Origin of the sequence: Mucilaginibacter sp. R-33, from assembly GCF_049949235.1 — a bacterium.
Taxonomy (GTDB): domain Bacteria; phylum Bacteroidota; class Bacteroidia; order Sphingobacteriales; family Sphingobacteriaceae; genus Mucilaginibacter.
Map to the genome: position 1 here is coordinate 51,605 of NZ_CP188089.1, position 25,493 is coordinate 77,097.

Consider the following 25,493-nt stretch of genomic DNA (forward strand, 5'->3'; position numbering starts at 1 on the left):
AAATCATGAAAAGATTATCTAATATTAGTAAATATATAGTTGGGGTGGGTATGATTATCCTTGCCTCATGTAAAACCGGGGGCGACGTGAATGTTAACCCTAATCAATCGCCAGTTGCGCTGCCAGGTTTTTTATTGTCCAGTGCCATTCAATACCTTGGCGGTGTAAATGGGGGAGGTGCTACAACGAACATTAACTCGTTTACAGGCGAATTATATTCACAATACCTGGCAGAAACCTTTTATACCAATGAATCATTATTTTCATTAAAGCAATATGATTATCAGGGTTATTATACAGGTCCGCTAAAAGATTTAAAAACAATTATTGAAGTTAATACCGATCCTTCTAAAAAGGATCAGGAGATTGTTAAAAGATATGGATCTACTAATAATCAAATAGCTACAGCCAGGATTCTTACTGCCTTTATCTATTTGACAATTACTGATAGATGGGGCGATATACCCTACTCACAAGCTTTGAATGGTAAGGCTAATTTTTCGCCGGCTTTTGACGCTCAAAAAGATGTGTATACAGCTTTAATGAAAGAGCTTGACGAAGCGCAGGCACAGTTTGATGGTGGTGCATCTTTCCCGGCTCAGCAAGATATATTATTTGGAGGTAATGTTACCAAATGGAAACATTGGGCCAATTCATTGCATGCAATTATGGCTTTAAGGCTTTCGAAAGTTGATCCGACTACCGGCAAAAATGAGTATGCTAAAGCCGTTGCTGGTGGTTTAATGAACTCAAACAGTGATAATGCTGTGTATGCGTATCTGGCAGCTCAAACTAACGAAAATCCATACTACAATAACTACCGTAACCGTTACGATTACGCGGTAAGTAGTTTAGTTGTTAATACTCTAACTAATCTTCATGATCCGAGGTTGACTGTTTACGCGGCACCGACTGCCTCAGGTACTTATGTAGGTTTACCCTATGGTACATATGGTGATGCTTTAGGCGATTACAATCAGGGTACACGTTCTAAACCGGGTAACGTATCATTAATAGGTATAGCTGTTTCTGGTCAAGCTTCGCCAACTGTTTGGACATCATATGCCCAAATTATGTTTACACAGGCCGAAGCCGCTCATCTTGGCTGGATAGCTGGTGGCGATGGAGTTGCTGCAGACTACTATAAAAAAGGTATAGCTGCGTCGCTGGAGCAAAATGGCGTTAGCCTTACCAATGAAACTGCTTATCTTGCACAGGCATCGGTTCAATTTTCGGCTGCAACAGCTATGGATCAAATCATGACCCAAAAATGGATTGCAGGTTTCTTAGGTAACGGTTGGGAGTCATGGGCAGAATATCGCCGTACTGGCTTGCCTAAATTACTTGATCCGGTTCCGGGTTCATTAAGCCCAGGCCAGAAAATTCCACGTAGGCAACAATATCCACAAACAGAAAGTGATCTTAACACTGCGAATTACAATGCTGTAATTGCCCGTCAAGGTCCGGATGCGCTTAATACAAGGGTTTATTGGGATAAACAATAATTATTGCTTATAGGTTATGAGAACAACAAAGGCTGCCATTGGCGGCCTTTGTTGTTTATGGAGGATTTATCTATATCAATACCCAGGTTTCAAATTCAATTATTCTTTCACCTGAATTGGTGATCAACGCTATTTTATGCTCGTTTATAATGTCAACTTTAAGTATAGTGGGAAGACCATTAAATCTTATCTCATTGCGGTGGTACAAAGTAACATTGTTAAATCTTATAATCTTAGGTTCAAAAATATTCTCTTCCCAATTTATAGGGTAGTTAATATGAAAGTCGAATGTTTGAGTTTCTGGATATTCGATAACCTTTAAAACTGTTGCGTCATGAAGAAAGTAGTCGTTGAAATTTATTCTATTTAGATTGATATTACAATATATTTATTACAAATGTCCTATTAAAAGAATGTGAGGGTAAAGTTTGTTAAGAAAGTTAGATAAGTAGTTTTTATATTAAAAGATATAGTACTTTAATTCATCATACCATCGGTGCAATCATACTTCAATCGTTGTAATCTTCAAATTAAAAAATAATTCCCGCTCTCTATTTGATATTCAAAACATTGTGGTTATCTTTGCCCTCCCTTGAAAGGAGGTATTTTAGGAATTATGATCATTATTAACGTAAAAGACGGCGAATCATTAGACAAAGCATTGAAACGCTTCAAAAAGAAATTCGAAAAAACAGGTGTTTTAAGAGAACTACGCAGTCGTCAGGCTTTTGAAAAAAAATCTGTAACCCGTCGTCATGTTGTTAAACATGCTATCTATAAACAGACTTTAAACCAGGAAACTGTTTAATTCTTTTTTGTTGAAAAGAATTAATTAATTTCTTGACACTATATTAAAACTATTTGTACATTCATCATCCCGGATGTATAAATAGTTTTTTATGTTTTTAGAGCGTTTTATCCAGTACATCAAGTACGAAAAGCGGTATTCAGTGCATACTGTTTCCGCATATCAGTCTGATCTGGATCAGTTTATGCGCTTTTTAAACAATCCCGGCGGTGCCGATCCCGCACCTGAGCCGGTTATTACCCATCCATCGCAGGTAAGCTACCATGACATCCGTAACTGGATGGTTGAGCTTATTGATCAAAAACTTACCGGCCGTTCGGTTAATCGTAAAATGGCCACGCTACGCAAATACTTCAAATTTTTATTGCAGGAAGGTATTGTTGAAACCAACCCGGTATCGAGGGTACGGTCGCAAAAGGTTGCTAAAACGTTGCCCGTAGTGGTTGAAGATACGCGCCTCACAAAAATGTTAGATAGTGATGACATTTTTACAAATGATTTTCCGGGCCTGCGCGATAAGCTTGTTATTGAGCTGTTGTTTGGCACCGGCATGCGCCTTGCCGAACTGTTAGGTATTAAGCAACAGGATATTAGCTTTGAGGGGGGAGTGGTAAAGGTACTGGGTAAGCGTAACAAAGAGCGCATTATCCCTATTAATAATGAGCTGAAGGCCCTGCTGCCCGAATATCTGGAGGTAAAGAAAAATCAAAATTTTGATAACAATTCCTTCGCATTAATCGTTACAAATAAAGGAGCCGATGCTTATCCGAAATTGATTTATTTAATAGTGCAAAAATATCTGTCTAACATATCAACCCAAAATAAACGGAGCCCACATGTGCTCAGGCACACCTTTGCAACCACTATGCTAAATAACGGGGCCGATTTAAATTCAATTAAAGAACTTTTGGGACACGCTAACCTGAGCGCGACCCAAATTTATACGCACAATTCAGTTGAACGACTAAAATCTATTTATAAACTCGCCCATCCAAAGGCTTAAAAAGGAGGAAACATGAAAATTACAGTGCAGTCAATTCATTTCACCGCAGACAAGAAACTTTTAGATTTTATTCAGAAAAAAGCTGATAAGCTTGATACGTTTTATGACCATATTATTAGCGGTGAAGTTTACTTAAAGCTTGAGAATGTGGAAGATGAATGTAATAAGATAACGGAGATCAAATTATTGCTGCCCGGAAATCAGATATTTGCAAAAGAGAAATGTAAGAGTTTTGAGGAAGCTACCGACCTGGCTGTTGAAAGCCTGAGGAAGCAAATTGAAAAGCATAAACAAAAGAAAGCCCTTGCTGATGCTACAGCCAAAAAAGCTGTTTTAACAGCAGCAGAGGAGGGTTTTTAATAGTATAAAAGGCTTATTTTAAGCCAAAATCGGCAGGTTTTTAGCCTGCCGATTTTTTTTGATAAAAAATTTTGACGTGGCGTTATTTTTTGTAGATTTGCAGTCCCTTTCGGGGAGGTATTTAACGCCTCAAAAAAAAGTTAAAATAGTTCTTTAAAATATCAAAAAGCTTATTACTTTTGCGCTCCGTTATCGAAAGCCACGTAAGGTTTAGGTAATGAAAGGCAAGATAAATATAAGCCTCCTTAGCTCAGCTGGTAGAGCAACTGACTTGTAATCAGTAGGTCATTGGTTCGATCCCGATAGGAGGCTCAGTTTTTTTCGGATTGAGGTATTTAGCTTCAATTTTGGATATCGCAAATCCGGAAACAACTACCGGGGGGATACCAGAGCGGTCAAATGGGACGGACTGTAAATCCGTTGCTTCGGCTACGAAGGTTCGAATCCTTCTCCCCCCACTTATTAAGTAAGCAGTTTGTAATTCGCGGTTAGCATAAAGTTAACGGGATTGTAAACTGCTGACTTGATTAAAAGGGTTTGAGGAATGGGTGTCATGGGCGGTTGAGCTGCTAATTGAAAACTGCAAACCGAAAACTGAATAAGCGGAAGTAGCTCAGTTGGTAGAGCGATAGCCTTCCAAGCTATAGGTCGCGAGTTCGAACCTCGTCTTCCGCTCGATTGGTTCATTAGTCGGTTAGTTCACTTGTTCATTAGTGGCAGCTGCAAAGACCAATGAACTAATAAACGAGTGAACCAATGAACAAAAAATAAGCCGACGTAGCTCAGGGGTAGAGCACTTCCTTGGTAAGGAAGAGGTCATGGGTTCAAATCCCATTGTTGGCTCAGTGTTATAAAACATACATTAAAGTTAAAATTAACCTACAAAAATAATTTATAGATCATGGCAAAAGAAAAGTTTGACCGCAGTAAGCCGCACTTAAACATCGGTACAATCGGTCACGTTGACCACGGTAAAACAACCCTTACCGCAGCTATCACTAAAGTTTTGGCTGATGCAGGTTTATCAGAAGCTCGTTCATTTGATTCAATTGACTCGGCTCCTGAAGAAAAAGAACGTGGTATCACCATCAATACAGCCCACGTTGAATATTCAACAGCTAACCGTCACTATGCACACGTTGACTGTCCAGGTCACGCGGATTATGTGAAAAACATGGTTACAGGTGCTGCTCAAATGGACGGTGCAATCATCGTTGTTGCTGCAACTGACGGTCCGATGCCACAAACACGTGAGCACATCTTGTTAGCTCGTCAGGTAGGTGTACCTGCACTTGTTGTTTTCATGAACAAAGTTGACATGGTTGATGATCCGGAATTATTAGAGTTAGTAGAAATGGAAGTTCGTGAATTATTATCGTTCTACGAATTCCCAGGTGATGATATTCCAGTTATCCAGGGTTCTGCATTAGGTGGTCTTAACGGCGATCCTACCTGGGTTGGTAAAATCATGGAGTTGATGGATGCTGTAGATAGCTACATCCCAATCCCTCCACGTTTAACAGATCTTCCTTTCTTGATGCCTGTTGAAGACGTGTTCTCAATCACTGGTCGTGGTACTGTTGCTACCGGTCGTATTGAGCGTGGTGTAATCAACTCTGGTGAGCCTGTTGACATCCTGGGTATGGGTGCTGAGAACTTGAAATCAACCGTAACTGGTGTTGAGATGTTCCGCAAAATCCTTGACCGTGGTGAAGCTGGTGACAACGTAGGTTTATTGTTACGTGGTATTGAGAAAACTGATATCCGTCGTGGTATGGTTATCTGCAAACCAGGTTCAGTAACTCCTCACACCGATTTTAAAGCAGAAGTTTACGTATTATCAAAAGCAGAAGGTGGCCGTCACACTCCATTCTTCAACAAATACCGCCCGCAATTCTATTTCCGTACTACCGACGTTACTGGTGAAATTTCATTGGAACCAGGTGTAGAAATGGTTATGCCAGGTGATAACGTTACAATCACTGTAAAGTTGATCAACGCTATCGCGATGGAAAAAGGCTTACGTTTCGCTATCCGTGAAGGTGGCAGAACAGTAGGTGCTGGTCAGGTAACTGAAATCTTGAAATAATAATATTTCAATAAAAAGGTTAATTTGAAAACATAAGTTTAGCCTTCAACGGCAAACTTATGTTTTCTTATTATAAATAACACACGGGAATAGTTCAACGGTAGAATAGAGGTCTCCAAAACCTTTGATCAGGGTTCGAATCCTTGTTCCCGTGCTTAAGCACAATATAAAAATGGCAGGCGTAGCTGAATATATTAAAGAGTCATACATCGAGTTAACCGAAAAGGTTACCTGGCCTACATGGCGCGAGCTTCAAAGCAGCGCTGTTTTGGTATTGGTTGCCGCTATAATTATTGCGCTGGTTATCTTAGGTATGGACCAGATCATTAATTATTTGCTTAAACTGTTTTACACATCACTAACATAATATCAGGGGAGACGGAGATGAGTGATCAATTGAAATGGTATGTAGTTAGGGCTATTAGTGGTAAGGAAAAGAAAGTTAAACAATACATAGATGCCGAAATTAGCCGTTTGGGCATTAGTCATTTGGTACCACAGGTATTAATACCTACGGAGAAGTATTACCAGATGCGTGATGGAAAGAAGATCGCGAAAGAGCGTAACTACTTTCCCGGCTATGTGCTTATGGAAGCTGTTTTAGATGGCGAAACCGAACACATTATTAAAAATATAAACAGCGTTATAGGTTTTCTGGGCGATAAAGCCGGAAACGCTATACCGCTTCGCCAGTCAGAAGTTAACCGTATTTTAGGTAAGGTTGACGAGATGAGCACACAGGGCGAAACCATGAATGTACCTTACTATGTTGGTGAGGCAGTTAAAGTTATGGACGGGCCTTTCAACGGTTTCAGCGGGGTTATTGAAGAAGTTAACGAGGAGAAAAAGAAACTGAAGGTAATGGTAAAGATATTCGGGCGCCGTACGCCGCTTGAATTGAATTACATGCAGGTAGAGAAAGAATAAGTTTGGTGAATAGTGAGCAGTTGATTAGTGAATAGTTAATTGCATACAACAAGCCAACAACAAAATAAACAGAGCGTTTGCAAAGTGTAAGTGAGAAAACTACTCACTACTCACAAAATCAACCACTCACAAAAATCTTAAATGTTACTTAGCTTCCACTTACTAACATTGAGTTTATAATTAAAGTAAATTAAAATGGCAAAAGAGATCGGTGCAATGGTTAAGCTGCAAGTTAAAGGCGGCGCCGCAAACCCATCACCACCAATTGGCCCTGCATTGGGTGCAAAAGGTGTGAACATCATGGAGTTTTGCAAACAATTTAATGCACGCACCCAGGACAAAGCTGGAAAAGTATTGCCTGTTTTGATTACTGTTTATGTTGACAAATCATTTGAATTTATCATCAAAACCCCTCCCGTTGCTATCCAGTTATTGGAAGCTACCGGTTTAAAGAGTGGTTCTGCTGAGCCTAACCGTAAAAAAGTTGCCAGTGTTAACTGGGAGCAGGTTGAGACTATAGCAAAAGATAAAATGGTTGACTTGAATGCATTCACAGTTGAATCGGCCATGAAAATGGTGGCAGGTACTGCCCGCAGCATGGGAATTACCGTATCAGGTACAGCTCCCTGGAATTAATTAATTTATACAAATCAGTTTAAAGACAGTGGCAAGATTAACAAAAAATCAAAAAGTGGCACTCTCCAAAATTGAGGCAAACAAATCGTACACATTACAGGATGCATCTGCATTGGTAAAGGAATTAACTCTTACTAAATTTGATTCATCAGTTGATATAGACGTTCGTTTAGGTGTTGATCCGCGTAAAGCCAATCAGATGGTACGTGGTATCGCAACATTACCTCATGGAACCGGTAAAACTGTACGTGTATTAGTTCTTTGTACTCCTGATAAGGAACAAGAAGCTAAAGACGCAGGTGCAGATTACGTAGGTTTGGATGATTATATTGCCAAGATTGAAGGCGGATGGACTGATGTTGATATTATCATTACTATGCCAAGTGTTATGGCGAAGGTAGGTCGTTTAGGTCGTATTTTAGGCCCGCGTAACCTTATGCCAAACCCTAAATCAGGTACAGTTACCCCAGAAGTTGGTAAAGCTGTAACTGAGGTAAAAGGTGGTAAAATCGATTTCAAGGTTGACAAAACCGGTATCATCCACACTTCAATAGGAAAAGCATCTTTCTCTGCAGATAAGATTTATGAGAATGCATTAGAAGTATTGCAAACAATCTCTAAATTGAAACCTTCTGCAGCAAAAGGAACATATTTCAAGAGTATTCATATCTCTTCAACTATGTCGCCTGGAATTACAGTTGAAACTAAATCAGTAGCGGGGATCTAATCATGAATAAAGAAGAAAAATACGACCTTGTTGTAGCCCTAACTGAGCAAATCAAAGAGTATGGTAATTTTTATATCACTGATACCTCTGATTTAACTGTAGCCAAGATCAACAACATCCGCCGTAAATGTTTCGAAAACGACATTACGATGCAGGTAACAAAAAATAGCTTGATTAAAAAAGCTATGGAAGCTGCAGGCGGTGATTTCAGCCCGATATATGATGTATTAAAAGGTTCATCATCAATCCTTTTCTCAAAATCAGCAACTGCTCCGGCAAAGTTGATCAAACAATTAAGGAAAACAGGTGAAAAACCAATTTTAAAAGCAGCTTATATTGATTCAGCGGTATTTATCGGTGATAACCAGTTAGATACTTTAACCAAACTGAAATCAAAAGAACAACTGATCGGCGAGATAGTTGGCTTACTACAATCACCTGCCAAAAACGTACTTTCTGCACTACAATCAGGCGGAACTACAATTGCAGGCCTTGTAAAAACATTACAAGAAAGAGGTTAACGAACGCCTCACAAAAGTTCGACAATAACAAACAAAAAGCATTAAAAGTAAAAATTTAAATAAAATGGCGGATTTAAAAGCGTTTGCTGAACAGTTGGTAAACTTAACAGTAAAAGAAGTAAACGAATTAGCTCAAATATTAAAAGATGAGTATGGTATTGAGCCTGCTGCTGCTGCTGTAGCAGTTGCTGCTCCTGCTGCTGACGGTGGCGATGCTGCTCCAGCTGCTGCTGAGCAAACTGCATTTGACGTTATCCTGAAAGAAGCTGGTGGCGCTAAATTAGCAGTTGTTAAATTAGTAAAAGACTTAACTGGCCTTGGTTTGAAAGAAGCTAAAGATCTTGTTGACGGTGCACCAAAAGAACTTAAAACTGGTGTAACTAAAGAAGAAGCTGAATCTTTGAAAAAACAATTAGAAGAAGCCGGAGCAGTAGTTGAGGTTAAGTAATTTAACCTACTGAAATATAGCATCAAGACTCCGACCATAAACGGTCGGGGTCTATTGCTGTTTATAAAGGTTTTGAATTAGATGTGAGATATTAGATATGAGATTTGAGATTTTTCGAATCGCTATTTCATATCTCAGATCTCATGTCTCAAGTCTCACATCTACAAAAATTAATAACTAAAATTTAAATACCTTGGCAAACAATAATAATCAAAGAGTAAACTTTGCAACCAGCAGAAAGGTACTTGATTACCCTGATTTTCTGGATGTTCAGTTACAATCTTTCCAGGAATTTTTTCAATTGGAAACCACTTCCGACAACCGTTACAAAGAAGGGCTGTTTAAAGTGTTTGCCGAAAACTTTCCTATTTCAGATTCAAGAAACATCTTTGTCCTGGAGTTTCTTGACTACTTTATTGATCCGCCCCGTTATGATATACAAGAGTGTATCGAACGCGGATTAACTTACAGCGTGCCATTAAAAGCCAAACTTCGCCTGTCATGTAATGATGAGGAGCACGAAGATTTTGAAACAATTGTACAGGACGTGTACCTGGGTACTATCCCATACATGACGCCAAAAGGTACATTTGTTATTAATGGTGCCGAGCGTGTAATTGTATCACAGTTACACCGTTCGCCAGGTGTGTTCTTTGGTCAGAGCCGCCACACCAACGGTACAAAATTATACTCGGCCCGTGTTATTCCTTTCAAAGGTTCATGGATTGAGTTTGCTACAGACGTTAACAACGTGATGTATGCTTACATTGACCGTAAAAAGAAATTCCCGGTTACCACGTTACTTCGTGCCATTGGTTATGACTCTGATAAAGATATATTAGAGCTGTTTGAACTGGCCGACGAGGTTAAAGTAAGCAAATCAGGCCTTAAAAAATATATTGGCCGTAAGCTTGCTGCAAGGGTACTTAAAACCTGGATCGAAGACTTTGTGGATGAAGATACCGGTGAGGTAGTTTCTATCCCCCGTAATGAAATCATCCTTGAGCGTGAAACCTTACTGGAAGACGACCATATTGATATGATCATCGACTCTGGTGTTAAAACCATCATCCTTAACAAGGAAGATGCTTCAACCAGCGGTGATTATACTATTATATACAATACCTTACAGAAAGATACTTCCAACTCTGAGAAGGAAGCGGTTGAGCACATCTACCGCCAGTTACGTAACGCTGAACCACCTGATGAAGAAACAGCTCGTGGTATCATCGATCGTTTATTCTTTTCAGATAAAAGATATGACCTGGGTGATGTGGGCCGGTACCGCATCAACCGTAAATTGAAACTGAACACTTCGGAAGAAACTAAAGTTTTAACCAAGCAGGATATCATCGCGATTGTTAAATATCTGATCAAATTAATCAACTCAAAAGCTGAGGTGGATGATATCGATCACTTGTCAAACCGTCGTGTGCGTACCGTTGGTGAGCAGCTTTATGCTCAGTTTGGCGTAGGTTTGGCACGTATGGCCCGTACCATTCGTGAGCGTATGAACATTCGTGACAACGAGGTGTTCACACCAACCGACCTGATCAACGCACGTACATTATCATCTGTGATCAACTCGTTCTTCGGAACAAACCAGTTATCACAGTTCATGGACCAAACCAATCCACTGGCAGAGATCACGCACAAGCGTCGTCTGTCAGCCTTAGGCCCCGGCGGTCTGTCACGTGAGCGTGCAGGTTTCGAGGTTCGTGACGTTCACTATACCCACTACGGTAGGTTGTGTACTATCGAAACTCCCGAAGGTCCGAACATTGGTTTGATTTCATCACTTTGCGTACACGCTAAGATCAACAACTTAGGCTTTATCGAAACTCCGTACAAACGTGTAGTTGACGGTAAAGTTATGGTTGATGAGCCGGTTATCTACTTATCTGCTGAGGATGAAGATGGTAAAACCATCGGCCAGGCAAACGCTGTGTATGATGACAAAGGTGAGTTTGAATTGCCACGTGTAAAAGCACGTTTCGAAGGTGACTTCCCGGTTATTGAGCCAGAGCGCCTGGACTTGATGGACATTGCTCCAAACCAGATCACTTCAATTGCGGCTTCGCTTATCCCGTTCTTAGAGCACGATGACGCTAACCGTGCATTGATGGGTTCAAACATGCAACGCCAGGCCGTACCATTGTTACGCCCGGAAGCGCCGATTGTTGGTACCGGTTTGGAAGGCCGTGTGGCAAAAGACTCCCGTACCCTGATCAACGCCGAAGGCGATGGTGTGGTTGAGTACGTTGACGCTAACGAAATCCGTATTAAATATGACCGTAACGAACTTGATCGTTTGATCTCGTTTGAAGGAGATAGCAAAAGCTACCGCTTAACCAAGTTTAAGAAAACCAACCAAAGCACCACCATGAACTTGAAGCCTATTGTTAAAAAAGGCCAGAGGGTTGAAAAAGGTGAAGTACTTTGCGAAGGTTACGCTACCCAAAATGGCGAGCTTGCATTAGGCCGTAACCTTAAAGTAGCGTTCATGCCTTGGCAGGGATATAACTTTGAGGATGCGATCGTGATCTCTGAGCGTGTTGTATCACAGGATATCTTTACTTCAATCCACGTTGAAGAGTTTGAGCTTGAAGTTCGTGATACCAAACGCGGTGAGGAAGAGTTAACACCAGATATCCCTAACGTATCAGAAGAAGCTACTAAAGACCTTGACGAAGACGGTATCATCCGTGTAGGTGCCGAGGTTAAAGAAGGCGACATCCTGATCGGTAAGATCACCCCTAAAGGTGAATCAGACCCATCACCGGAAGAAAAACTGTTGCGCGCTATCTTCGGTGATAAAGCCGGCGACGTTAAAGATGCTTCATTGAAAACCCCGCCGTCAATTGCCGGTGTTGTTATTGATACCAAATTGTTCTCTCGTGCTAAGAAAACTTCAAAAGCTGAAGAAAAAGCACAGTTGGAAAAATTGGATAACAAGCATGATAAAGCTGTAAAAGATCTGAAAAATACTTTGATCGAAAAGTTATTTGAGATCGTTAACGGTAAAACTTCGCAAGGCGTTTATAACGTTTACAAAGAGTTACAGGTTCCTAAAGGTGTTAAATTCACCCAGAAAATATTAGTTGAGCTTAATTACGATAACATTAACCCAACTAAGTGGACTACTGATGACGATAAAAACGATCAGATCAAGATCCTTCTTCATAACTTCAACATTAAGTACAATGAAGAGCTGGGTGCTTACCGTCGTGATAAATTCGCTATCAGCGTGGGTGATGAGCTTCCATCAGGTATCGTGCAAATGGCTAAAGTTTACATCGCTAAAAAGCGTAAGCTTAAAGTGGGTGATAAAATGGCAGGCCGTCACGGTAACAAAGGTATTGTTGCACGTATTGTACGTGACGAGGACATGCCTTTCCTTGAAGATGGAACACCGGTTGATATTGTGTTGAACCCGTTGGGTGTACCTTCACGTATGAACCTGGGCCAGATCTACGAAACCGTATTAGGCTGGGCCGGTAAAGAGCTTGGTGTTAAATTCGCTACTCCTATCTTCGACGGTGCAAGCCACGAAGAAGTGGAAGAGTGGATCAAGAAAGCCAACTTACCTGAATCAGGCCGTACTTACCTATACAATGGTTTAACAGGTGACCGTTTTGATCAGCAAACTACTGTAGGTATTATCTACATGCTGAAATTAGGTCACATGGTTGATGATAAGATGCACGCCCGTTCAATCGGACCGTACTCATTGATCACTCAACAACCATTAGGTGGTAAAGCACAATTCGGTGGTCAGCGTTTTGGTGAGATGGAGGTTTGGGCACTGGAAGCATTTGGTGCATCAAACATTCTGCAGGAGATATTGACCGTTAAGTCGGATGATGTTATTGGCCGTGCCAAAACATATGAGGCTATTGTTAAAGGTGAAAACCTGCCAACGCCATCAGTTCCTGAATCATTCAACGTATTGGTTCACGAGTTACGCGGCTTAGGTTTGGATATCACATTAGAATAAGGTTAAAGCTTAAAGGCTAAAGGTGAAAGGTTAGGAGGAAACTTCCAAAGCTTTTTACCTTTCACCTTTTTCCTTTCACCTAAAAATTACCTTTAAAAAATCAAAGTAGACTATGTCTTACAAAAAGGATAATAAAATCAAAAGTAACTTTACCACCATTACCATCAGTTTAGCCTCTCCCGAGTCTATCCTTGAGCGTTCAAGCGGTGAAGTTTTAAAGCCGGAAACCATTAACTATCGTACTTACAAACCTGAGCGTGATGGTTTGTTTTGCGAGCGTATTTTTGGCCCGGTTAAGGATTATGAGTGCCATTGCGGTAAATACAAACGTATCCGTTACAAAGGGATCGTGTGTGACCGTTGCGGTGTTGAAGTAACCGAAAAGAAAGTACGTCGTGAGCGTATGGGCCACATCAACCTGGTGGTGCCTGTTGCACACATTTGGTACTTCCGCTCGTTACCAAACAAAATTGGTTATTTATTAGGCTTGCCTACAAAAAGGCTCGACCTTATTATATACTACGAGCGTTACGTAGTGATACAGCCGGGTATTAAAGAGGCAGATGGAATCAATAAAATGGATTTCCTTACTGAAGAAGAATACCTTGACGTATTAGATACCCTTCCGAAAGAAAACCAGTACCTTGACGACAAAGATCCTCAGAAATTTGTTGCCAAAATGGGTGCCGAGGCTTTGGAAGAATTATTAAAACGCCTTGACCTTGATGAATTATCATTCAGCCTGCGTCACCAGGCAGCAAACGAAACTTCTCAGCAACGTAAAAACGAAGCCTTAAAACGCTTACAGGTTGTTGAAGCTTTCCGTGATGCAAAAACCAGGATCGAGAATAACCCTGAGTGGATGATCGTTAAGATTGTTCCGGTTATCCCGCCTGAGTTGCGTCCGTTAGTACCGCTGGAAGGTGGCCGTTTCGCTACTTCAGATTTGAACGACCTTTACCGTCGTGTTATTATCCGTAATAACCGTTTAAAACGTTTGATCGAGATTAAAGCACCAGAGGTAATTTTACGTAACGAAAAACGTATGTTACAGGAAGCTGTGGATTCGTTATTTGATAACTCACGTAAAGTTAATGCGGTAAAAACTGAAGGTAACCGTGCTTTGAAATCACTTTCAGATATCCTGAAAGGTAAACAAGGCCGTTTCCGTCAAAACTTATTGGGTAAACGTGTGGATTACTCTGCCCGTTCGGTAATTGTTGTAGGTCCTAACCTTAAATTACACGAATGCGGTTTACCAAAAGATATGGCTGCCGAGCTGTTTAAACCATTTATCATCCGTAAAATGATTGAGCGTGGTGTGGTTAAAACAGTAAAATCTGCTAAAAAAATTGTTGACCGTAAAGACCCATTAGTTTGGGACATTTTGGAAAACGTATTGAAGGGACACCCTGTATTACTAAACCGTGCGCCTACACTGCACAGGTTGGGTATCCAGTCGTTCCAGCCAAAACTGGTTGAAGGTAAAGCGATCCAATTGCACCCATTAACCTGTACGGCATTCAACGCGGATTTTGACGGTGACCAGATGGCCGTTCACGTACCACTTGGTAACGCGGCAATTTTGGAAGCCCAAATCCTGATGCTTGCTTCGCATAACATCCTTAACCCTGCTAACGGTACGCCTATCACTGTACCATCTCAGGACATGGTGCTTGGTTTGTACTACATAACCAAAGGCCGTAAAACTGATGAAACACGCGTGGTTAAAGGCCAGGGCTTAACTTTTTACTCTGCAGAAGAAGTAATTATCGCTTATAACGAGAAAAAACTTGATCTGCATGCGTTCATTAAAGTTAAAGCTTTAGTTAAAGAGCGCGATGGCAAAATCGTAAACAAAATTATCGATACTACTGTAGGCCGCGTGTTGTTTAACCAGCATGTTCCTGTAGAAGTGGGATATATTAATGAGCTGCTTACCAAAAAATCACTTCGTGATATCATTGGTGAAGTGGTAAAAATCACCGGTATGGCGCGTGCCGCCCAGTTCCTTGACGATATTAAGGAATTAGGATTTAAAATGGCGTTCCAAGGTGGTTTATCATTTAACCTGAAGGATATCAATATCCCTGCAGAAAAAGTTACTTTGATTGAAACAGCTTCTAAGCAGGTTGATGAGGTAATGAACAACTACAACATGGGTTTCATTACCAATAACGAGCGTTACAACCAGATCATCGATATCTGGACACGTATCAACAACCGCTTAACCGCTAACGTAATGGATATCCTTAGCAACGATAACCAGGGCTTCAACTCTGTTTATATGATGCTTGACTCAGGTGCCCGTGGTTCAAAGGAGCAGATCCGTCAGCTTGCAGGTATGCGTGGTTTGATGGCCAAGCCTCAAAAATCAGGCTCAGGTGGTGAGATCATTGAAAACCCGATCCTTTCAAACTTTAAAGAAGGTTTGTCGGTATTGGAGTACTTCATCTCAACTCACGGTGCCCGTAAAGGTTTGGCGGATACTGCGTTGAAAACAGCGGATGCTGGTTACTTAACACGTAGGTTGCATGACGTAGCCCAGGATATGATTGTTGGTGAGGTTGATTGCGGTACTTTAAGAGGTATCTACACAACTGCACTGAAAGATAATGAGGATATTGTTGAGCCATTATATGACCGTATTTTAGGTCGTACTACGCTTCATGATGTTCATGACCCTATCACTAACGAACTGTTAGCAGTAGCCGGTCAGGACATTACCGAAGAGGTTGCCAAAAAGATCGAGAACTCTCCGTTAGAAGGTATTGAGATCCGTTCGGTATTAACTTGCGAAAGCAAACGTGGCGTATGTGCATTGTGCTACGGCCGTAACCTTGCAAGCGGTAAACGCGTGCAAAAAGGCGAGGCTGTTGGTGTAATTGCTGCACAGTCAATCGGTGAGCCTGGTACACAGTTAACACTTCGTACATTCCACGTGGGTGGTACCGCGTCAAACATTGCGGCGGAATCTCAGATCAACGCTAAGTTTGATGGTATCATCGAGTTTGAGAACGTACGTACTGTAACCTATGAAACTGCTGAAGATGGCGCTGTTGATGTGGTATTAGGCCGGTCGGGCGAGTTCCGCATTATCGAAGCCGGAAGCAATAAAGTAATTGTTACCAACAACATTCCATACGGTTCATACCTGTATGTGAAAGACGGTAGCAAGATCACCAAAGGCGACCGTATCTGTTCATGGGATCCGTACAACGCTGTAATTATATCTGAATTTGCAGGTATTGCCCAGTTTGATGCCGTGTTGGAAGGTATCACTTTCCGTGAAGAAAGTGACGAGCAAACCGGTCACCGTGAAAAAGTGATCATCGATACAAGGGATAAAACTAAAAACCCTGCTATCCAGATTGCTGATACAAAAGGTAACATCATTAAAGGGTATAACATCCCGGTAGGTGCACACATCGCTGTTGATGAAGGCGATAGGTTACAAACCGGTCAGGTTATTGCTAAAATCCCTCGTTCAACCGGTAAAACGCGAGATATTACAGGTGGTTTACCACGTGTAACCGAGTTATTTGAAGCACGTAACCCTTCAAACCCTGCTGTAGTAACTGAAATTGACGGTGTGGTAACTTTAGGTGGCGTGAAACGCGGTAACCGCGAAATCACCATCGAGTCGAAAGACGGGCAGGTTAAAAAATACCTTGTACCGCTTTCAAAACACATCCTTGTACAGGATAATGACTTTATTAAAGCTGGTATGCCATTATCCGACGGTTCAATATCTCCTGCAGATATCCTGGCTATTAAAGGCCCTGCTGCCGTACAGGAATATCTTGTTAACGGTATCCAGGAAGTTTACCGTTTGCAGGGTGTGAAAATTAACGATAAGCACTTTGAGGTTATTGTTCACCAGATGATGCAGAAAGTATCTATCGAGGATGCGGGTGATACCCGTTTCTTAGAGCGCGAAGCTGTTGATGGATGGGATTTCATGACCGAGAACGATGAAATTTATGACAAGAAAGTGGTTACGGATCCGGGTGATTCAACTACACTGAAATCTGGTCAGATAGTTTCATTACGTCGCTTACGCGATGAAAACTCAGTATTGAAACGCCGCGACCTTAAACTGGTTGAAGTGCGTGACGCTATTCCTGCAACATCGAGCCCGATACTGCAAGGTATCACCAGGGCATCGTTAGGCACCAAGTCGTTTATCTCAGCGGCATCGTTCCAGGAAACTACCAAAGTACTGAATGAAGCAGCTATCGCAGGTAAAAAAGACAATATGCTTGGCCTGAAAGAAAACGTTATCGTAGGTCACTTAATACCTTCAGGTACCGGTTTACGCGAATACGAAAATATCCGTGTAGGTTCACAGGAAGAGTTTGACCGCCTGATGGCTTCAAAAGCAGAAGAGCTGGAAGCTTAATTTTCAGCGGTTTGAATATTTTATTGAGCCTCCCGGTTTCCGGGAGGCTTTTTTTTTGTCTTTTTTTAAAATTGTTAAAACAAAAGTAAAACATCTATGTTCTACGTTCGGCCTTGCGCAAGGTCAATATGGGGTTGATCCAAGTTATCTAAAGTAAAACAAGGCTCAATAATCACCTCAAAAAAAGGCTGTTTATGGAGAACGTCTTTTTGTTATTTTAGTAGCATGGAAGAACAGAACGAAAATCAGCTCAACATCGAGCTTTCAGAAGAAATTGCAGAAGGTATCTACTCAAACCTGGCTATCATTACTCATTCAAACTCTGAGTTTGTATTAGATTTTATCCGGGTAATGCCAGGCGTACCCAAGGCCAGGGTAAAATCGCGGATCATATTAACCCCCGAGCATGCCAAACGCCTTCTTTCGGCCCTGGAAGATAACATTGAAAAGTACGAAGCCATTAACGGCCGCATCAAAGTACAGCCCGATCATCCGGGTTTTCCGATGAATTTTGGTGGTACAATGGGACAAGCATAATTAAAAAATTTATATCAAAACGCTTTTAATATTATTAAATAGTTTATTTAATGGATTTTTTTTTAATAAATTTTAATTTTTTAATGTTTTTTGTGAAAAAGAATTTTTAACTTGCACAAGTTTAAGATAAGTAATTGCATCTATTGTCATATTTATGAGAAAACTCTATTCGCGGAACATATTCTATGTTCCGGTATTGTTGTGGGCCTTAACGCTATTATCATGTTCCTCAGCTAAACACATTAAGTATTTTGAAGATCTGTCAGATTCAACTCTCGTTACAAAGTTGGGTATTCCTCCTTTTGTTGAACCTACCATTCAAAATGATGATATTTTAAGTATTAATATTCAAACCCTGGATCCTCAATCAACAGAGTCAATCAACCTTGGTAATATTCAAACATCGGGTACCGGTACTATATCGGGAGCTGCGGCAAGTTTAAATCCAATGCAGGCTTCTGGATATCTGGTGGATAAAGAGGGGAATGTTGATATCCCTATTTTAGGTAAAGTGAGGGTTATTGGTCTTACAACAAGCCAGGCCAAAGAACTGATAAGGCAAAAAGCAGCCTTATCTTTTAAAGAGCCGATAGTAAATGTACGGTATACTAACTTTAAAATAAGTGTTACCGGCGAGGTTGCGCATCCTGCTGTATATGTTGTACCTAACGAAAAAGTGAGCATTTTAGATGCTCTTACCATGGCCGGTGATCTCACCATATATGGTAAAAGAGATAATGTATTACTTATACGGGAAGGCAATGGAGGCGAAAAAATAGCTTATAGAGTAAATCTAAATAGTAGCAAAGTTATTAATTCGCCATATTTCTATTTGCGCCAAAATGATCTTATATACGTTGAGCCTACAAAGGGCAAAGCAGCAGCTAATGATCTTGCGCAAACCCGTAACGTTACTATTCTTACTTCCCTGTTTTCATTACTCATAATTATTGCTTCCAGACTATGATCAGTGATTCTAAAAATCAAATCCCGCATTTCAAAAATAATAATATTGAGGATGAGAGCGATTTTGATATTAAGGCCTTAATAGGAATTGTTATTTCAAAATGGTACCTATTTGTTTTAGGTGTTGTTGTATGCTTTGCCGTAGCTTTTTTAATGGCAAGGTATGCTACGCCTGATTATAAAATAATCAGTAAGGTTATTATCGATGACCAAGCCAATCAAACTAAAACCAAAGCGGCCAATGGCAGTGGCATTGATCTCTCAAGTCTGTTCGATATGCCGAGCAATACAGAGAACGAGATCGAGATCCTGACTTCAAGAACATTAATGGAGGCAGTTGTCGACTCGCTTCAGCTTAATGTTAGCATTTTTCGAAAAGGGAATATCAGGTCTGTTGAGCTATTTGAAAACCTGCCATTCAAAGTTCGATTCATCCAAAAAAATGATTTGGTAATCGGTAACGATTTTGACGTAGCTGTTGAAAACGATGGGCTTTCTATCAAAAGTAAGGATGATACATTGAGTAAGAAAGTAAAGTTTGGTCAAATACTTTCATTAAATGGCTATGATCTTATTTTTCAACCAAATCCTAAGGCAGTACCAAGTAAAGAAGAAGATGACAAAGACGGTTACTTGATGCGTGTTACATCCGTAAATGCAAAAGTTGCGGCACTATCATTGGCTCTTGACGTTACCCTCACAGATAAAAAAAGCAGTACGCTTGATCTTACTTTGAACTACACCAATCCTAAAAAAGGGGAGTTCATTTTGCAACAATTAATGAACCTGTACCTAAAGTTTAACCTGGACAATAAAAACCAGATTGCCGACAGTACTTTAAAATTCATTGATAAGCGTATAGCTATTGTTAGTACAGAACTAAATGGTGTTGAAAAAGACCTGGAAGGGTTTAAACAGCAAAATAATCTTGCTGATGTTTCTGAGCAATCAAAGATTTTAGTGGGCAATGCATCAGATTACTACAAAAAGTTAAGCGATGCGGAATTGCAATTGAGCATACTAAATGACATCGCTCCGTATATTAATACGCCAAATACTAAAAAGATCATACCGACTTCGTTAACTATACCTGATCTTGTTTTTGCCGACGGAGTTAAAAGTTATAATGAACTCGTGGCTACCCGTAACCGCCAGGGCTTATCGGTAATGGATTCTAACCCTATCATAAAAAATCTGGATGATCAGATCGAGAGTGTTAGACAGAGCTTGGCTAAAACCTTCGAAGGTTACAAGCAATCGCTTTTAACATCATATAATCAGTTAAAACGGGAGAATAATAATATAACAGGTTTGATAAAGTCTGTACCCAAAAAGGAGCGTATATTTCTTGATTACTCAAGGCAGCAGAACCTTAAGCAGGAACTTTACCTTTACCTTTTACAAAAGAAAGAAGAAACTGCTATTTCCAAAACTTCAACAATCTCTACAGCACGTATATTGGATTCGGCCCGCGCCAATATAAATCCATATAAACCTAATAAAATGGTTTATTATTTAGCTGGTATAGCATTGGGTCTTCTCATACCGGGAGCTTTCTTATATATTAAAGAGCTGCTTAATGTAAAGATTCTTAATAAAGATGATATTGTTAAGGGAGTATCGGTTGGTATTTTAGGTGAGATAGGTAATAACGCAAACGCAACCTCGCTGGTAGTTACTAATAATTCGCGTTCAAATATTTCAGAACAGTTCAGGGCGTTACGAACAAATCTTCAATTCGTACTTCAGCCAAATCAGTCAAATGTTATCCTGCTTACTTCAAGTATGAGCGGGGAAGGTAAGTCATTTATCTGCGCCAACCTGGCCAGCGTACTCGCGCTGTCGGATAAAAAAGTTTGTATGATTGAGCTTGACTTAAGAAAACCGAAGCTATCTGTGAGTCTTGGATCCGACCATAATTTTGGATACACAAATTATGTTGTGTCAAATACGATAAGTGTGGCGGATATAATCAAACCAACTTTTTTCTCAGAAAATTGCTCCTTTATTTCGTCCGGTCCAGTACCTCCTAATCCTTCCGAGTTGTTGCTTAGCGGTAAACTCAAAGAGTTAATTGAAACACTGAAAAAGGAGTTTGACTATATCGTAATTGACTGTGCCCCGGTTGGGCTTGTAGCTGATGCCCTGATTATTGAGCATTTGGCTGATACTGTTCTATACATAGTTCGTCAATCATATACCTATAAAGACCAACTTAATATTCTTCAAAATCTGGTAAAAGAAAGAAAATTCAAGAACCCTTATATTGTGGTTAATGACATCAAGATTAATACGGGCAGTTACTACGGTTATGGCTACGGTTATGGCTACGGTTATGGTTACGGTTATGGTTATGGTAACTACAGCGAGCAAAAGCCCGAAGGTTTCCTGAAAAGATTATTTAAGCGTTAATTTTTTAGAGATAGGTTTCAACGAATGAAAGAGCGGGTAAAGCAGTTTATTTTAACTTCCACTTATAATACCACCTTTTGGTTTTGGGATTTGTTATTGTTAACATTTAAAAACAGGTTTATTGTTGGGACTAAAGATATCTTTGATGGTAAAAGGATTGCTATTGTTGGCCCTGCCGATAGTGTTTTAAATACCGGGCTGGGCGAATATATTGATGGTTTCGACATTGTGATCAGGATGAATATGGCGCCCTTAATGGTTGCAAAGGAAGGAAGCAGCAAGGATATTGGCTCAAGAACTGATATGCTTTTTCGTACGCATTCCGAATCTGAAATAACAGGGGGCAAGTACCTGTTTGATTTATATCATGATCAACAAACCAAATATGTTGTTTTTCCTTTCCTGCGGATAAAATCGCCTCAAATGCTGATGTATTTCTTTATGCGCAAATATCATCACAAGCTGAAGGATATTAGAATGGTGGTATTTGCTGATGATGATAAAGCAATTATTCGCGATAAAATAAACGGAAAATTGGCTACAACGGGTTTTTCAGCTATTTATTCAGTTTTACAATCTGATTTTAAAGAGTGTTATATTACTGGTTTCACTTTTCTGAAAACTGGCTATGTAAAAGGGTACCGTGATAGCTTTAATTCGCTCGAAGACGGGCTTAAAATTGTAAAAAAAGTAGGGTTACATGATCTGGATGCTGAATTTGAGGCATTTAAGAAATTAATTGTAAAAGATAGGAGCAAGATAAAACTCGATAGTACACTTGAGAAACTGATTGAATAAACTTAAAACTATATTACATTACTACTTTTTATGGAATTAGGAAACGTTATAGCGCATATTCCGGCCCGTGGAGGGAGCAAAAGGGTACAATCAAAAAACTTAAGGTTCATGGACGGAAAACCTATGATTGCCTATGCTATTGAAAGTGCGCTTGGTTCAAATTTACTTAACGATGTGTTCGTAAATACCGATGATGACAGTCTTGAGGCAGTAGCCCAAAGCCTTAATTGTAATATATACAGACGGCCTGCTTTACTTGGCGGGGATGATGCTACCGGCGAGGATTTTACATACGATTTTATTAAAGCCAAAAATCCGGATACACTTGTGCTTATAAATCCGGTTTGCCCGCTTATAAGGCCAAAGGATATTGATGCAGCTTTAAAAGCTTATGCAGAATCAGACGCTGATACCCTTATAGGTTGTACTCAAACCCAAATGCAATCATTTGTGGGTGATGAACCGATAAATATTGTTGTTGACGGACCGCTTGCTCCATCGCAGAATAATGAAGTTATCACTATTTGTAACTGGGCAGTAACTATCTGGAATGCTGCTACTTTTAAGGAGCTTTATGAACGCAACCGTAGTGGATATTTTGGTAAAAACCGATTATTCTGGCCGTTAGACCCGCTGGTTGCGGTTAAGGTTAGCGAGGAAAAGGATTTTAGGCTGGCTGAGGCACTATTAATAGCAAGAAAAAACACAACTTCAGAAAACGAAGCCCCGACTTATTGGTCGAAATAAAAAACATTACTTTATAACTTGATTATAAAGGTATTTATAATTGACACCTATGAAAATTCTAACATCACCATCGTCATTTGGGCAGGTTGGCAACGAGCCATTTGCCTTGCTGGCAGAAAATGGATACGAAGCAATCAATAACCCCTACGGACGTAAACTCACTGAAGACGAAGTAATTGAACTTGCTAAAGATTGCATTGGTATTGTTGCCGGCGTTGAACCGCTTACGGCAAGGGTTATGGATGCACTGCCTAATTTGAAAGTGATAAGCCGCGTAGGAATTGGTATGGATAGCGTTGACCTTGAATATGCAAAGCAAAAAGGTATTATTGTTAAAAATACGCCTGATGGACCGACCCGCGCTGTGGCCGAGCTTACACTTGGTATGACTTTGTCATTGTTACGCCGCATACCCCAGGCCGATGCTTCTCTGAAGAATAAGGTTTGGAAAAAACAAACCGGCAACCTTATTCTTGATAAAAAGATTGGAGTGATAGGTTTAGGACGTATAGGCAGGCTGGTTTCGCAGCTTTTTCGCGGAATTGGCAACCCTGTAATCGGATTTGATCCTTTTGCCGATCAGGCGTGGGCTACAAGTAATGGTGTAGAGCTGGCTGATTTTGAAACCGTTTTAAAGTTGGCCGATATTATCACTTTGCATGTGCCTGGCAATGCCGATAAATCTCCTGTAATAGCTGCTAAAGAGCTTGAATTGATGAAGCCTACCGCACAGCTTATCAATATTTCACGTGGTGGTATTGTTGATGAAGACGCCCTCTACACAGCATTATCTACAGGCAAGCTGGCTGCTGCTGCTATTGATGTTTTTGTTGATGAACCATATTCGGGACCACTTACCGGGCTTGATAATGTTATCCTTACCCCGCACATAGGTTCTTATGCCGAAGAGGGTAAATTACTGATGGAAATTGAAGCTGTTAAAAATTTGATAGCCGAATTAAAATAAAGTTTAATCCCATGAATTACAAAATTGGTATTATTGGCTACGGTGTAATGGGCAAAACACGCCGTACTGCTATCGAAGAATTAAAAAAAGGGACAATAGTGGCTATATCTGAGCCATCTATTGGTGCCGAAGAAGATGGTATCCCAAATGTAAGCCATGAAGATATCATCAATAACCCTGAAATTGATATCGTTATTGTTTGTACGCCTAACTTTTTAAACAAGGAGCTAACTATTCGTTCCCTTAATGCGGGTAAACATGTTTTTTGTGAAAAACCGCCTGCGTTTACTGCCGCCGATATCGTAGAGATTAAAGAAGCTGAAGCGCGCAGCGGAAAAACATTGATGTATGGCTTTAACCATCGCCATCATGACAGTGTGCTGCATATGAAACGCTTAATTGATAGTAATGAATATGGTAAAGTACTTTGGCTACGCGGCCGTTATGGAAAAAGTGTAACTAAAGATTATTTTAATCAGTGGCGTGCTAAAAAGGAGCTTGCCGGTGGTGGAATCCTCATGGACCAGGGTATTCATATGCTGGATCTTTTCCTGTTTCTTTCAGGCGATTTTGATGTTGTAAAGGCCGAAGTGTCAAATTTATACTGGCACATGGATGTTGAAGATAACGCCTTCGTTATCCTTAAAGAATCAGCAACAGGCAAGGTTGCTTCATTACACTCAACAATGTCGCAGTGGCGCCACCTTTTTTCACTCGAAATATTCCTCGAAAAAGGATACATGGTATTAAATGGCTTGATCACTTCGACTATGTCATATGGTGAAGAAACTTTGTCAATAGCCAAAAACCGTTCAACAGCGCCTGCTGCAACCTGGAAGGATGAGGTTGTTACCAAATATGTAAATAACAACAGCTGGCGTTATGAAATGGATCATTTTTTTGAATGTGTTGCTAATCATTCACCGGTTGTTTACGGTAGCTCAGATGATGCATTGAAACTAATGACCATTATTGATAAGGTTTACGAGCAAAAAGATTTTTAATTTATTGACTACCCCCTTAAAATATTATAAAATGGAAAGAACAGGTTTATTAAAAGATTACTTACAGGATTATGTTGGCCGTTTAACCGACATTTTAAACAAAATTGACCCTGAAAAACTGGGTGAAGTTGTTACCACCTTTATTGAGGCTTTTAAAAGCAAAAACACTATTTATGTGGTAGGTAATGGCGGCAGCGCTGCAACGGCTTCACATATGCAGGCCGATTTCAGGTTTTTCGTACGATATTTTTCAAAATTCCGTCCTAAAATTGTTGCCTTAACTGATAACATGCCAATGATTACTGCTATTGGTAATGACAATAATTTTGAAGACGTATTTGTTGAGCAAATGCGTGGTCAGTTTGTTGCAGGCGACGTTTTGATAGCAATATCCGCAAGCGGTAACTCGCCAAACCTGGTCAAAGCAGCTGAATATGCTAACGAACTGGGTGGTAAAACCATTGCTTTTGTTGGCTTTTTAGGCGGTAAGCTTAACGAAATATGTACAGTACCATTGTATACGCCAAACCCGAAAGGCGATTATGGCCCAATCGAGGATGTTCACATGATATTAAACCATATTATTGTGAACTACCTTTCAAAAGATGAAGAGTTTTTAGCCCTGGCAGAATAATTACG

The 25,493-nt window shown here is 40.3% G+C and carries 21 protein-coding genes and 5 tRNA genes; all 26 read left to right on the plus strand.

Translation table 11 applies throughout. From position 1 onward, the window contains the following. The first annotated feature begins 5 nt into the window (after nt 1–5). The 26 genes from ACP26M_RS00230 (at nt 6) to ACP26M_RS00355 (ending at nt 25,488) form a co-directional block, all read left to right on the plus strand. A complete protein-coding gene (locus ACP26M_RS00230; RefSeq protein WP_426585109.1) occupies nt 6–1,505 on the plus strand; it encodes a SusD/RagB family nutrient-binding outer membrane lipoprotein in 1,500 nt (499 codons plus the stop codon). Between the two features lie 616 nt (nt 1,506–2,121). Next, entirely contained in the window at nt 2,122–2,313 is a 192-nt protein-coding gene (rpsU, locus tag ACP26M_RS00235; RefSeq protein WP_090528691.1) for a 30S ribosomal protein S21, read from the plus strand. Nucleotides 2,314–2,404: 91 nt separating this feature from the next. Next, nucleotides 2,405–3,316: a tyrosine-type recombinase/integrase gene (locus ACP26M_RS00240; RefSeq protein WP_426585112.1), complete on the plus strand. Its 912-nt coding sequence runs from the start codon at nt 2,405–2,407 to the stop codon at nt 3,314–3,316. A 12-nt stretch (nt 3,317–3,328) separates the two neighbouring features. Next, a complete protein-coding gene (gene hpf / locus ACP26M_RS00245) occupies nt 3,329–3,676 on the plus strand; it encodes a ribosome hibernation-promoting factor, HPF/YfiA family (protein ID WP_426585114.1) in 348 nt (115 codons plus the stop codon). Nucleotides 3,677–3,915: 239 nt separating this feature from the next. After that, nucleotides 3,916–3,988, plus strand: a tRNA-Thr gene (locus ACP26M_RS00250). 65 nt (nt 3,989–4,053) lie between these two features. Further along, a tRNA-Tyr gene (locus tag ACP26M_RS00255) sits at nt 4,054–4,134 on the plus strand. 144 nt (nt 4,135–4,278) lie between these two features. Then, a tRNA-Gly gene (locus tag ACP26M_RS00260) sits at nt 4,279–4,351 on the plus strand. Nucleotides 4,352–4,447: 96 nt separating this feature from the next. Further along, nucleotides 4,448–4,519: transfer RNA gene (locus ACP26M_RS00265), tRNA-Thr, on the plus strand. Between the two features lie 58 nt (nt 4,520–4,577). Continuing rightward, on the plus strand, nt 4,578–5,765 hold the full coding sequence (gene tuf / locus ACP26M_RS00270; protein WP_090528682.1) for an elongation factor Tu: 1,188 nt from the start codon (nt 4,578–4,580) through the stop codon (nt 5,763–5,765). A gap of 83 nt (nt 5,766–5,848) precedes the next feature. Beyond that, nucleotides 5,849–5,919, plus strand: a tRNA-Trp gene (locus ACP26M_RS00275). An 18-nt stretch (nt 5,920–5,937) separates the two neighbouring features. Then, entirely contained in the window at nt 5,938–6,132 is a 195-nt protein-coding gene (gene secE / locus ACP26M_RS00280; RefSeq protein WP_090529653.1) for a preprotein translocase subunit SecE, read from the plus strand. A gap of 17 nt (nt 6,133–6,149) precedes the next feature. Continuing rightward, nucleotides 6,150–6,692, plus strand: coding sequence for a transcription termination/antitermination protein NusG (gene nusG / locus ACP26M_RS00285; protein ID WP_090528679.1), 543 nt, complete (start codon nt 6,150–6,152; stop codon nt 6,690–6,692). 195 nt (nt 6,693–6,887) lie between these two features. Further along, on the plus strand, nt 6,888–7,328 hold the full coding sequence (gene rplK, locus ACP26M_RS00290; RefSeq protein ID WP_090528676.1) for a 50S ribosomal protein L11: 441 nt from the start codon (nt 6,888–6,890) through the stop codon (nt 7,326–7,328). A gap of 28 nt (nt 7,329–7,356) precedes the next feature. Next, nucleotides 7,357–8,055 (plus strand): 50S ribosomal protein L1, encoded by a 699-nt coding sequence (rplA, locus tag ACP26M_RS00295; RefSeq protein WP_090528673.1) that lies wholly within the window; start codon nt 7,357–7,359, stop codon nt 8,053–8,055. Nucleotides 8,056–8,057: 2 nt separating this feature from the next. Continuing rightward, the gene (gene rplJ / locus ACP26M_RS00300; RefSeq protein ID WP_090528670.1) at nt 8,058–8,576 is read left to right on the plus strand and encodes a 50S ribosomal protein L10; all 519 of its coding nucleotides are present in this window, start codon (nt 8,058–8,060) and stop codon (nt 8,574–8,576) included. A 64-nt stretch (nt 8,577–8,640) separates the two neighbouring features. Beyond that, on the plus strand, nt 8,641–9,024 hold the full coding sequence (rplL, locus tag ACP26M_RS00305) for a 50S ribosomal protein L7/L12 (protein ID WP_022833154.1): 384 nt from the start codon (nt 8,641–8,643) through the stop codon (nt 9,022–9,024). 193 nt (nt 9,025–9,217) lie between these two features. Next, on the plus strand, nt 9,218–13,021 hold the full coding sequence (rpoB, locus tag ACP26M_RS00310; RefSeq protein WP_426585118.1) for a DNA-directed RNA polymerase subunit beta: 3,804 nt from the start codon (nt 9,218–9,220) through the stop codon (nt 13,019–13,021). 112 nt (nt 13,022–13,133) lie between these two features. Further along, nucleotides 13,134–17,423 (plus strand): DNA-directed RNA polymerase subunit beta', encoded by a 4,290-nt coding sequence (rpoC, locus tag ACP26M_RS00315; protein ID WP_426585120.1) that lies wholly within the window; start codon nt 13,134–13,136, stop codon nt 17,421–17,423. Between the two features lie 225 nt (nt 17,424–17,648). Next, entirely contained in the window at nt 17,649–17,960 is a 312-nt protein-coding gene (locus tag ACP26M_RS00320) for a DUF3467 domain-containing protein (protein ID WP_090528662.1), read from the plus strand. Between the two features lie 154 nt (nt 17,961–18,114). Continuing rightward, entirely contained in the window at nt 18,115–18,927 is an 813-nt protein-coding gene (locus ACP26M_RS00325) for a polysaccharide biosynthesis/export family protein (RefSeq protein WP_426585123.1), read from the plus strand. Beyond that, the gene (locus ACP26M_RS00330; RefSeq protein WP_426585125.1) at nt 18,924–21,338 is read left to right on the plus strand and encodes a GumC family protein; all 2,415 of its coding nucleotides are present in this window, start codon (nt 18,924–18,926) and stop codon (nt 21,336–21,338) included. Before ACP26M_RS00325 ends, ACP26M_RS00330 begins: the two co-directional genes overlap by 4 nt. A gap of 24 nt (nt 21,339–21,362) precedes the next feature. Beyond that, nucleotides 21,363–22,136 (plus strand): glycosyltransferase family 29 protein, encoded by a 774-nt coding sequence (locus ACP26M_RS00335; protein ID WP_426585127.1) that lies wholly within the window; start codon nt 21,363–21,365, stop codon nt 22,134–22,136. A 30-nt stretch (nt 22,137–22,166) separates the two neighbouring features. Further along, the gene (locus tag ACP26M_RS00340; protein ID WP_426585129.1) at nt 22,167–22,883 is read left to right on the plus strand and encodes a cytidylyltransferase domain-containing protein; all 717 of its coding nucleotides are present in this window, start codon (nt 22,167–22,169) and stop codon (nt 22,881–22,883) included. Nucleotides 22,884–22,932: 49 nt separating this feature from the next. Then, nucleotides 22,933–23,850: a phosphoglycerate dehydrogenase gene (locus tag ACP26M_RS00345; protein WP_426585131.1), complete on the plus strand. Its 918-nt coding sequence runs from the start codon at nt 22,933–22,935 to the stop codon at nt 23,848–23,850. Between the two features lie 11 nt (nt 23,851–23,861). Further along, nucleotides 23,862–24,854 carry a Gfo/Idh/MocA family protein gene (locus ACP26M_RS00350; protein WP_426585133.1) on the plus strand — a complete coding sequence of 331 codons (993 nt, stop codon included), beginning with the start codon at nt 23,862–23,864 and terminating at the stop codon, nt 24,852–24,854. 31 nt (nt 24,855–24,885) lie between these two features. After that, nucleotides 24,886–25,488 carry a D-sedoheptulose-7-phosphate isomerase gene (locus ACP26M_RS00355; protein WP_426585135.1) on the plus strand — a complete coding sequence of 201 codons (603 nt, stop codon included), beginning with the start codon at nt 24,886–24,888 and terminating at the stop codon, nt 25,486–25,488. Nucleotides 25,489–25,493: the final 5 nt, after the last annotated feature.